This is a genomic window from Nonomuraea sp. NPDC049784 (genome assembly GCF_040659615.1).
GTDB lineage: Bacteria > Actinomycetota > Actinomycetes > Streptosporangiales > Streptosporangiaceae > Nonomuraea.
Genome location: NZ_JBFAMX010000362.1, coordinates 1 through 10,172 on the forward strand (window position 1 = coordinate 1; position 10,172 = coordinate 10,172).

Consider the following 10,172-nt stretch of genomic DNA (forward strand, 5'->3'; position numbering starts at 1 on the left):
GGTCCCCAACCCGCTCCCGCAGACACTTACCGCTTAACCTGCAGAAACAGGATCACGCGAAGATCGATTCATACACCACGTCCGTGGACGTGACCACGATTTCCTGGCCGCAGTCCCCGACGAACGCCGACGGGGCGACGCGGAGCGCCTCTGCACGATTCTGTGCGAGGTGATCGGTGAATCTGCGGTGATGTGGGGCTCGAGCATCGTCGGCTTCGGCAGCTACCGCTACACCTACGCGAGTGGGCGCACGGGTGACTGGCCCTTGGCGGGCTTCTCGCCACGCAAACAGCATCTTGTCGTCTACCTGGTGGGTGGGTTCGAGGAGCGGCACGCATCAGTGCTCGCCCGGCTCGGTCCGCACAAGACCGGAAGGGGATGCCTCTACCTGAAACGACTCGACGACGTCGACGAGAGCGCGCTGCGCGAGCTCATCGACCGCACGGTGCGGGTGCACAAGGGCGTCGACCGGGCCAGCAACCGCTGGACAATAGCCGAATCCCATGACTCCGAAACTGAGCCACAACATTGCATCGCGGAAACTGAGCAGACTCGGGCACCGCACGCCCGGTCACCGACGAGAAGACCTGAACGAATTCAGCCGAAACCGTCCGGATCAACCTGCCATGTCGCAGGTCGGCGCATCCCTCTTCCGCCAACTTCACACGGAGGGGACGCTGGCTAGCAGAACAAGGCGCCACCAGGGGTGGTGACGCATGGGCCAGCGATGAAGCGCCAGCAGAGGAACCGCTGACGACGAACGACGTAGCCCACACATGGACTCACGCGGCGCTAGAGGACCCCGACCTCGATGCGGTCGTCATAGGCTCTTGAGGATTCCAAGTGGTGGGAGAGGCGCATGGAGCGTTGTGGTCGGTGCGACTTGATCGTCGGTGAGGGCTGTGCATGTGCCTTACCCGGGGTTGATGCGCCACGCCGGACGCCAAGCGCCGCCGGCCCGATCCGATGGGCGAGGTTCGCGCCGGACACGATCCTGATCTCCTCTAGGAGGATGGCTCACCTGCCGGGCGCGTGTGATCACATGAGCGAGTCCGACGTGTTCGCTCCAGCCTGGGGATGGGTCCGTCGGCCAGAACCCGGCGTTTGGGATCGCATCAGCGATAGCAGCCCCGTTCAGGCCACCGAGGGGAATATCCGTCTGGTGGCCGTCGCCAGATGTTCCTCTTGCTCGAACAGCCTCGGATAAGTAGTCGGCCGGTGTCATGACAGCTTGTCGCCATGTCAGCTCCCGGAGTTGGTCGAAGGCGCCCACGGCTGGTACGACCCGGTACTCGTCGGTAGTCAGCAGGCAGATGCACAAGATCACTGGATGGCTTCGGAGAATCCCCGGATGAAGGAGCGCTCGGCCTGGTTGACGAGTGCCCGCGGTTTCGAACCCGCGGCACCCGCTTTGGGAGAGCGATGATCCTTCAGCTTGAGCTATGGCCTTGATCTGCTTAAACGCCTTGGTCAGCACCCGTGCCTCCCTTGATCATTTTGCGTATGGGTTCGCGCCCGCCAAGTCGTCACGTCTTTTCCGGGGCGGACGGGGAGGGCGTCACCCGTTCCCAGATGGCAGGTGTTGTGCGCGCGACGACACAGGACGGGGAGCCCGCTTGTCGCGTCCAACACCACGCGACCGCCCAGCGGCTCGTCGAGCTTGATGACGCCCTGGCCGGACCCACCCGGATCCTGCGCACGGGCCGAGGCTCTGGTAGGGGAGTTCGAGCCCAGGACCCCACGTCCGGCTGCTCGGTCTACTCGTAGGGTGACGTCGAGGGGGTCACCGCTCCCCACCGCATCCTTAAAGGAGCAGGCTCATGCCATTCAGGATGCTTGACAGGTTTGACCCGCTTAAAGGCGTATTGTCGGATCGCACTACACTCCTGTGATCCCGTCATCTGGCCCGCACGAGCGCTTTGAGCTGCTGCGGGTCCTTGACGTTATTCACAGGAAGGGACTGACATGATCGATTTGCGCAGCGATACCGTTACTCGTCCGAGTCCGGCGATGCTGGCGTCGATGGCGTCGGCCGAAGTAGGTGACGACGTGTGGGGCGACGACCCCACCGTCCTGCGCCTCCAAGCGACCGTCGCCGAGCGCGCCGGCAAGGAAGCGGGTCTATTCTTTCCAAGCGGCACGCAGAGTAACCTCGCCGCGTTGATGGCGCATTGCGGCCGCGGCGACGAATACATCGTCGGCCAACTGGCGCACACGTACAGGAACGAAGGCGGCGGCGCGGCCGTGCTCGGCAGCATTCAGCCGCAGCCGATCGAAAACGCCGCGGACGGTTCCCTGCCGATCGACAAGATCGCCGCCGCGATCAAGCCGATCGACGATCACTTCGCACGCACGCGCTTGCTCGCGCTCGAAAATACGATCGGCGGGAAGGTACTGCCGGCCGGGTTTGTTGCCGAAGCGGTCACGCTGGCGAAGAGTCGCGGTCTCGCGACGCACCTCGATGGCGCGCGCGTTTGCAATGCGGCGGTCGCGTCGGGGCAATCGATCGCCGCGCTTTGTGCACCGTTCGATTCGGTTTCGATCTGCTTCTCGAAGGGTTTGGGGGCGCCTGTCGGTTCGGTGCTGGTCGGCAGCACCGCCCTGCTCGAGAGCGCGCGCCGCTGGCGCAAGATGCTGGGCGGCGGCATGCGGCAGTCTGGACTGCTTGCGGCGGCATGCTTGTACGCCCTCGAACACAACGTCGATCGCCTGGCGGAAGACCATGCGAACGCCGAGCATCTCGCGCGTGGGCTCGCGGAAATCGATGAGGTCCGCGTGCAATCGCAAGCGACCAACATGGTGTTCGCGCAGTTTCCGCAGGAGCATTGCGTGGCGCTCGATGCATCGCTGAAAGAGCGGGGCATTCTCACGCAGATGCTGTACGCATCACGCCTCGTCACGCATATGGATGTCAAGCGCGCGGACATCGATATGTTCGTGTCGGCGGTGAAGGAGTATTTCGCTGAATAGGCGCCGCGGCGGATGTTGCTGCGCGGGGGTCGACGACGATCAGCTATTGGTCGTGGTCCATCGCTGCCGGACGACACGGTCGGCGCCCACGCCTCGACACCGCCCGCACCTTTGCACAGGGCAGCCACCCGAGAACGGCTGGCCAGTGAACCGTTCCTGGCCTGCCGAACCCCGAACTGGTGAGGCACGCGCATCCGCCGACCGCAGCCAACGCACTCACATGTCGCTGATCGTGCGCTGATGCTGGTTTGTCGCCCCGGTGGTCAAAAGTCGATGAGCTCGACGGTTACGGTCATGATGTCACCTGCGTCGAGGGCTTCGGCCGTGCGGACAGCACGTTTGATGGGCAGCGCGTAGCTGCCACGCGCGCTGTCCGGGAAGATCGAGGTCTTCCATGTGCTCCCGCCGACCGTGACCCGCACGCGCAGCGAACCGAAGCCGCGACGCGGTCCTCCTGCCAGGTCACGGATCTCCTCGGATGCCTCGGTAGGCAGGCTAACGAAGGTCCAAGTGTCGGCGCGCCGGGCATCCCTTGTCCACAGCGCGGCGTCGAAAACAACCACCACGAGTTCATCATGACACTGGGGTCCGACAGTCCTGGGTGGTCTGTGTGCGCGCACCAAGCGCTCCCAGCGGGCCGAATCCGCCTGCTCTCCGGCCGTAACACACCCGCTGCCAAGTTGGTGATCATGCACCAACCCTGGTCGGCGGGGATGCGCCCCAGGGGGACTTCACCCGTTTTGAGGTGCTTACAGTATTTTGTCCGCTGTGATAATGATTTCGGCATCGGACAACTCAGCGGGTGCCGGGTGGGCGCACTTCGTGACTGGTCCGTCCATTGCTGTTCCCCAACCTTGTTGACCCCTGAGGCGCGTCTGTCCCGCCCAGTCGCGCTGCTCGTCGCAGGCACCTTCTTCATGGAGAACCTCGACGGCACGATCATCTCGACCGCCGCGCCCGCAATGGCACGGTCACTTGGCGTCATGTCCTCCGACATCGGCGTCTGTGTGACCGCCTACCTCCTCACGCTCGCGGTGCTCATCCCCGTGTCGGGTCACGTCGCGGATCGCTGGGGCGCCCGCCGTACCTTCCTGGCGGCCATCGTGGTGTTCACCGCCGCGTCCGCACTGTGCGCGGCCAGCACGAACCTGACCGAGCTGCTGGTGATGCGGGTGCTGCAGGCGGTCGGCGGAGCGATGATGGTTCCCGTCGGCCGGCTGGTGGTGCTGCGTACGACGTCCAAACAGGAAATGATCACTGCGATCGCCTATCTCACGTGGCCTGCGCTGGTCGCTCCGATCGTGGCGCCCATGCTGGGCGGATTACTCGTGTCCTACGCCTCGTGGCACTGGATCTTCCTGCTGAACGTGCCGCTGGGCGTGATGGCCGTCGTGGTCGGTGCCCGCGTCATGCCACGACTGCCGGGCGTCGCCTGCCCTCCGTTCGACACCTGGGGTGCGCTACTGTCGGCCGCCACGCTTGGCTGCCTGGTCTACGCCGCCACCCTCGTCGGTGCACAGCGGGTGCCCTGGTCAATCGTCGCGCTGTTCGTGGCGGCCTGCTGTGGCGCGGCCGTCGTCGCGGTACGGCACCTGCGGCGGACGGCGCATCCGCTGCTCGACCTGGGAGCGTTGAACATCCAGACGTTCCGGGTCTCGCATGCCGGCGGTTCACTGTTCCGCATGGCGGTGAACGCCGTGCCGTTCCTGCTCCCGCTGATGTTCCAGGACAGGTTCGGCTGGAGCCCCGTCAAGGCCGGCGCCATGGTGCTCTTCGTCTTCATCGGCAACCTGGGGATCAAGCCGCTCACGACGCCGATGCTGCGTCGCTTCGGGTTCCGGACGGTGCTCATCTGGGCGACGTCCGCCGCCGTCATCTGCATCGCGGCATGCGGTGTGCTCACTGTCACGACCCCACTGGCGATCACCGCGGTCGTGGTGCTGCTCGGCGGCGTCTTCCGCTCCATCGGTTTCACCGTGTACAACACGATCGCGTTCGCCGACGTGGATCAGTCGGACATGAGCCGCGCCAACACTCTGGCCGGGACGATCCAGCAACTGGCGCAAGGCCTGGGCGTCGCCGTGGGCGTACTGGCCCTCCAAGCAGGCGTCCACACCGTGGGGACATCGGACTCGTACCCATTCGCCTTCGTTGCCGTCGCTCTCCTGATCGTGGTCGCCGTCATCGAGGCGGTGCGGCTGCCTCACTCGGCCGGGGAGTCCATCGGGGGCGGCGCCGCACGCTGACATTTCCCGACGGAGTCTGCTTGCGCTCGCTCTCGTACGGAAGAGGTACGCGCGTTGACGTGGTCTCACGTCGTGGCCTTCGACGAGAGCCGCCAGGCGTGGCTTCCTGTCCCCGAGATCGGCTGGAAGCATCGGGAGTTCGCAATGTACGTCTGGCGATCAGTGCGCAAGAAGGGCAACACGAAGACGGTGAAGTCGCGCCGCAAGGGTCTAGTCATCCATGAGCGTCCATGATCGTCCAAGGCCGCTGTTAGCACCCGCGTTAGCAAGATCACGACACCTGGATCACGAGCCTGTCCCCGAGGTAGGACTCACGTGAACCACAGGTCCGATGCCTCGCGAGGTGCCAACCGCGCGATATCCCTGCCGGGTGGGGCGAGGAGGCGTTCCTGAACGGGATACGCGAGCAGTTGCGCTCGCGTACCTTCCAACCTTTGCCGGTTCGAGAACGGCTGATCCCCAAGCCCGGCACTTGCAAGAAGCGCCGTCTGGGCATTCCCGCGCTCGCCGACAGGGTCGTTCAGGCGTCGCTGAAGCTGGTCATGGAACCCATCTTCGAGGCCGGTTTCGCGCCGTGCTCGTATGGGTTTCGCCCGAACCGGCGCACGCACGACGCGATCGCCGAGATCCACCACATGGGCTCTCACCGCTATGAGTGGGCGCTGGAGGCGGATATCGAGGCGTGCTTCGACACCATCTCGCACACGGCCCTGATGGACCGGGTGCGCAGCCGGGTCGGGGACAAGCGGGTGCTGGCGCTGGTGAAGGCGTTCTGCAAGGCCGGGATCCTCACCGAACTCGGCCGGCAGGAGCAGACCAGCGCCGGAACCCCGCAAGGTGGGATCCTGTCCCCGCTGCTGGCCAACATCGCCTTGTCGGTGCTGGATGAGTGGTTCATGGCCGAGCACCAGGAGGCGATGGTCACGGTCCGGCAGCGCGATAACCGGCGTCAACGTGGGGTGGCGAACTGGCGGCTGGTCCGCTACGCCGACGACTGGGTCGCCATGGTCAACGGCACCCCGCCAAGACGCCGAGCAGTTGAGGGAGCAGGCGGCCGCGGTGCTGGCCCCGATGGGCTTGCGCTTGTTGGAGGCCAAGACCTCGGTCACCCACATTGATGACGGGTTCGTCTTCCTGGGGCATCACATCCAGCGGCGCCGCAAACGCGGAACCCTGAAGTGGACCGTCTACACCTATCCGAGCAAGAAGGCGATCAACACGGTGATCGCCAAGGTGCGGGCGCTGATCCACCCAGGGCAGCCTGACCTGAGAACCCTGTTGATCCGCGTGAATGCGGTGATTCGGGGCTGGTGCAACTTCTTCCGGCACGGCTCGTCCAAGCGGACGTTCAGCCACCTGGGCCACTACGTCTGGCACCGCCTCTACTGGTGGCTGCGCAAGCGGCACGGTGGCATGTCGTGGCGGAAGATACGGACCTGGCTGCTCAACAACAGCTGGGAGATCTCCGCACAGGGAATCGTCCTGCTGGACGCGGCATCGATCCCGGTCATCCGGTATCGCCGGCGCGCCTGGGACATCCCGACACCCTGGTCACGGCAAACAGAACCATCTCCAGTGGCATGAACCTGTGGAGAGCCCGGTGCGGTGAAAGTCGCACGCCGGGTTCGGAGGGCGGGCCGGAGAAACGGATCAGCCGCAAGGCTGACACCGCGCTTCGGTCCGACCCAACAGCCTGGCCCTTCCGCCTTTCAGACGGGGTAATCAGTTGCTCGGCTGATCGAGACGGCGGGTGGAAGCGTCAGGCAACTGCACCGTCCGGGTCCTGCCAGTGCCCAATGGACCGCTGGGGCGCAGCGCACAGGCTGTGCACGAGCAGTTGGCCCCGTTCGGCCTCGGCGGGGAATCCTTCAGCTCAGGGCTTCCCCTGGTCGCCTCACCGTACCCGCTGACGCAGACCTTGGGCAGATCAAGGCGCTGCTGACGCGCGGCCGGATGGATGGCTGGTGGCACTTCGAGGAGTCCTGCGTCACCGACGCCTGGCGGAGCGCTTAACGGTCGGTTTGCTCCCGGGCCCTATCCGGATGGGTCCACGTTCCACAGCGCAGGCAGGTCGCTCCCGCAGAAGACGCAGACGAAGTCGTCCTCTCGCACGATGTTGCGCTCCCGACAGGCGGGGCAGCGGCGAAGGCCAATGAGGCCATTCCCTCGATCACGGGGAATGGCCTTCCGCGTGGGGCAAGCGCCGACGTCTCGTCCTGCCGTATCTACGTGGACCCCGTTGACGCCCTCGGGTGGCTTGCGGTTCGTAGCCAGACCATCGAATCAAGACGATGGAGAGGCCGGCGAGGATTGTGACCGCACCAGAAGCGAAGGCCAGAAACGCTATGACGGACTCGCCGTCTGGATCGCCGAGTCCGGACGGTCGTCCGTCGATCCAGCTCATCGTGGGCCAGGCCTGGGTGGCGACGATCGCTCCGAACGCGGTCGTGATCGCACCCAGGACATGGCCAGGAGGACGCGTCCACGAGCCCATGGCGGCCAGCACGAACCCGACCACCAACCCGACGGGAACCGTTAGGAATTGGCCCATGCCCAGGGCCGTGAGCACGGCGAACCGCGCGTGCTCGAAACCGTCGCCACGTGGCAGCGACCAGAACGGCACCGCTACGACACCGCTGAGAAGGCCGATCGCCAATAACCGGAGCATCGCCACGTACACATGATCGTGGACTGGTTGGTTGCCGTGCTACCTCAGCTGAGCGTGTAGCTGTACTTTGCAGCTGTACAAGATCGAAAAGGCCACTTCCCGATCACGGGAAGCGGCCTTTGACCTGGGGTTGAGCCTAGTACTCCAGTGACACTTCGCGATCTTGAGGGTCGGGGTCACATGGCGACGGCCACCGTGTGATCATTCGGAGTTTTGCGAGGACAACGAAAGATCGTGCGATGGCCGCGAGCCGCAGCGCAGACTCTGACGGCTGGATGGTCATCTTCGACGAGTTGATGGCCCGCATCGCCGGACGGATCGGCCGGGTCAAACCGCGTCGCACCGCACGCGCCTGTGTGCGCGGGCTGCTGGCCGATGTCAACCGCAAGGACTGCTGGAACCTGGCCGAACACGCCGGGCTGATCGGCCCGCAGAACCTGCAGCGGCTGCTGCGCACCGTGCGCTGGGACGTCGATGTGGTATGCGATGACGTCCGGGACTTCGTCGTCGACCGGCTCGGCCCGGACGGGGTGCTGATCGCCAATGAGACCGGCTTCGTCAACAGGGGCACGCTAAATGACCTGCTGGGTGCTGAACCGGCGCCCTGCCGCCAGGATCTTGTAGGCGCCGTCACGGTTCGGCACGATGTAGCCCCATGGTCCGACGATCAGCGCCCGTGCTGGCCCTGCTGCTCGCCCTCACCGCCTGTGAGCAGGCTCCCCAGGCGACAGCGCAACGTCCGGCGAAGGCCTTAGCGATCTGTGACAGAGCCACGCCGCGCGACTTCGACGGCGACGGCGCCGACGACGTAGCCGTTGGGCAGCGGGACGGCGGCAGCGTCCATCTGCTCACCCGCGACCGCCTCGTCCCGATCACCGTCCCCGGTGCGGTGCTGAAGGATCTCGGCCACGCGGTCGCGCTGGCCAGGGTGAACGACGACAAGTGCGCCGACCTCATTGTCGGCGCGCCGGGCACGCCGGTGAATGGCGTGCCCTCGGCGGGTGCCGTCTACATCGTGTACGGCGGCAACGCCGCGCCCCCCTTGAAGATCGAGGCTCCCCATCCCACCTCGTACGGCAGTTTCGGTTGGTCGGTCGCCGGTTACGACGGCTTCCTGGCCATCGGCGCTCCGGCTGAGACGGTCGACGGCTTGTGGGGCGGGGGCGCCGCCTACACCGGCAAGCCGCAGCAGCTCCGCAGGATCATCCAGGAATCGCCCGGCATCCCTGGTAACAGCGAAGAAGGCGACGAGTTCGGCTCCAGCGTCGCGATCGGGCCGCTGTGGGACGGCCGCGTCCAGCTCATCGTCGGGGCGCCGGGTGAGCGTACGGACGGCGCGGGCCGCCAGGCGATGGGAGAGCAGGACTCCCTCGACGCACCGGGAGCGGTCACGGTGATCTCCGATGTGCGGGCGGACGAACTCGACGCCAGCAAGCACAACGGGCAAGGCACCTGCCGCGTCGGCCAGGAGGTCGCCTATGTGCCGGGAGCGGGAGGCCGCTGGGCCACGGTATCCGGCCGCTGCGGCCTGCTGCAGATCTGGGCGCACAACGGCCCCTGGCACACCGAGAGGTGCCGCGCCTGCGTGCGCCAGGACTTCGACCCGGACCAGGACGCTGCCCTGGCCGCGGCGCCCGACGGCAGCCTGGCCGTGGCCTGGCGCGATTCGGTGGAGGTCATCCCGCTCAAGCCGCGCGACAAGCGCTCGATCCCCTTCCTGTTCACCGGCATCTGGCCGGTGGCGTTCTACGGCTCGCACCTCGTCTTCGGCCCGTCCTCAGACAAGAACGGCGTGGCGATCTACGATCCGGCCACCGGGAAGGTCAAGGAGGTCACATCGAAAAGCGGCGGCCAGGTCCTCGGCTAGTACTCCAGTGACACTTGGCGATCTTGAACCTTTGGGGTCACATGGCGACGGCCACCGCGTGATCATTCGGAGTTTGTGAAGACAACCAAAGATCGTGTGGCCACGAGCCACAGCGTAGACCCTGATGGCTGGATGGTCATCTCCAACGAGCTGATGACCCGGATCGCCGGACGGATCGGCCGCATCGAACCACGTCGCGCGGCGAATGCGTACGTGCGTGGACTGCTGGCCGACCTCGACCGCAAGAACTGCTGGAACCTGGCCGAGCACGCCGGGCTGGCCGGTCCCAGAAGCTGCAGCGGCTGCTGCGCACCGCCCGCTGGGACCCCTCTCTGTCAGACTCTCGTGAGACCTGGGGACGAAGTAGTCTTCTGTGACTCAAGCAGGGCGAGAACAGGATCTTTCAGACAGTGACCTTGAC

Annotated in this window: 11 protein-coding genes and 1 pseudogene; 10 read left to right on the plus strand and 2 right to left on the minus strand. The window is 65.6% G+C overall.

The features are described from left to right. Positions 1-103 precede the first annotated feature (103 nt). Positions 104-685: a DUF1801 domain-containing protein gene (locus AB0J09_RS42940; protein WP_360704504.1), complete on the plus strand. Its 582-nt coding sequence runs from the start codon at positions 104-106 to the stop codon at positions 683-685. A 1,280-nt stretch (positions 686-1,965) separates the two neighbouring features. Continuing rightward, positions 1,966-2,970, plus strand: coding sequence for a low-specificity L-threonine aldolase (gene ltaE / locus AB0J09_RS42945; RefSeq protein WP_360704475.1), 1,005 nt, complete (start codon positions 1,966-1,968; stop codon positions 2,968-2,970). Positions 2,971-3,233: 263 nt separating this feature from the next. Here ltaE and AB0J09_RS42950 read toward each other — a convergent pair whose 3' ends face one another. Beyond that, positions 3,234-3,536, minus strand: a complete 303-nt coding sequence (locus AB0J09_RS42950; protein WP_360704478.1) for a DUF1905 domain-containing protein — start codon at positions 3,534-3,536, stop codon at positions 3,234-3,236. Positions 3,537-3,827: 291 nt separating this feature from the next. Between AB0J09_RS42950 and AB0J09_RS42955 the strand changes: the two genes are divergently transcribed. The 5 genes from AB0J09_RS42955 to AB0J09_RS42975 all read left to right on the plus strand — a co-directional run bounded on the left by AB0J09_RS42955 (position 3,828) and on the right by AB0J09_RS42975 (position 7,158). Further along, entirely contained in the window at positions 3,828-5,216 is a 1,389-nt protein-coding gene (locus AB0J09_RS42955) for an MFS transporter (protein ID WP_360704481.1), read from the plus strand. Between the two features lie 72 nt (positions 5,217-5,288). Beyond that, complete coding sequence (locus AB0J09_RS42960) at positions 5,289-5,450, plus strand: hypothetical protein (protein WP_360704484.1); 162 nt, start codon at positions 5,289-5,291, stop codon at positions 5,448-5,450. A 200-nt stretch (positions 5,451-5,650) separates the two neighbouring features. Next, the gene (locus tag AB0J09_RS42965) at positions 5,651-6,334 is read left to right on the plus strand and encodes a reverse transcriptase/maturase family protein (protein ID WP_360704486.1); all 684 of its coding nucleotides are present in this window, start codon (positions 5,651-5,653) and stop codon (positions 6,332-6,334) included. Beyond that, entirely contained in the window at positions 6,288-6,800 is a 513-nt protein-coding gene (locus tag AB0J09_RS42970; RefSeq protein WP_360704489.1) for a group II intron maturase-specific domain-containing protein, read from the plus strand. The genes AB0J09_RS42965 and AB0J09_RS42970 overlap by 47 nt, the downstream gene beginning before the upstream one ends. Before the next feature lie 205 nt (positions 6,801-7,005). Further along, positions 7,006-7,158, plus strand: a complete 153-nt coding sequence (locus AB0J09_RS42975; RefSeq protein ID WP_360704492.1) for a hypothetical protein — start codon at positions 7,006-7,008, stop codon at positions 7,156-7,158. A 228-nt stretch (positions 7,159-7,386) separates the two neighbouring features. Here the strand turns inward: AB0J09_RS42975 and AB0J09_RS42980 are convergent, their stop codons facing one another. Then, positions 7,387-7,890, minus strand: coding sequence for a hypothetical protein (locus AB0J09_RS42980; RefSeq protein ID WP_360704495.1), 504 nt, complete (start codon positions 7,888-7,890; stop codon positions 7,387-7,389). Between the two features lie 233 nt (positions 7,891-8,123). Here AB0J09_RS42980 and AB0J09_RS42985 point away from each other — a divergent pair, with 233 nt between their 5' ends. From AB0J09_RS42985 to AB0J09_RS42995, 3 genes and pseudogenes are all read left to right on the plus strand, one after another. Further along, positions 8,124-8,639, plus strand: a complete 516-nt coding sequence (locus tag AB0J09_RS42985) for a transposase (RefSeq protein ID WP_360704498.1) — start codon at positions 8,124-8,126, stop codon at positions 8,637-8,639. Then, a complete protein-coding gene (locus tag AB0J09_RS42990; protein ID WP_360704501.1) occupies positions 8,540-9,751 on the plus strand; it encodes a VCBS repeat-containing protein in 1,212 nt (403 codons plus the stop codon). Before AB0J09_RS42985 ends, AB0J09_RS42990 begins: the two co-directional genes overlap by 100 nt. Before the next feature lie 153 nt (positions 9,752-9,904). After that, positions 9,905-10,059, plus strand: a pseudogene (locus AB0J09_RS42995) (IS701 family transposase); the annotation flags it as partial. Positions 10,060-10,172: the final 113 nt, after the last annotated feature.

Excerpts from the sequence above, each read along its gene's own strand:
- AB0J09_RS42970 (WP_360704489.1), top strand. The coding sequence starts at position 6,288 with ATGGGCTTGCGCTTGTTGGAGGCCAAGACCTCGGTCACCCACATTGAT.
- ltaE (WP_360704475.1), top strand. The coding sequence starts at position 1,966 with ATGATCGATTTGCGCAGCGATACCGTTACTCGTCCGAGTCCGGCGATG.
- AB0J09_RS42985 (WP_360704498.1), top strand. The coding sequence starts at position 8,124 with ATGGCCGCGAGCCGCAGCGCAGACTCTGACGGCTGGATGGTCATCTTC.
- AB0J09_RS42990 (WP_360704501.1), top strand. The coding sequence starts at position 8,540 with ATGGTCCGACGATCAGCGCCCGTGCTGGCCCTGCTGCTCGCCCTCACC.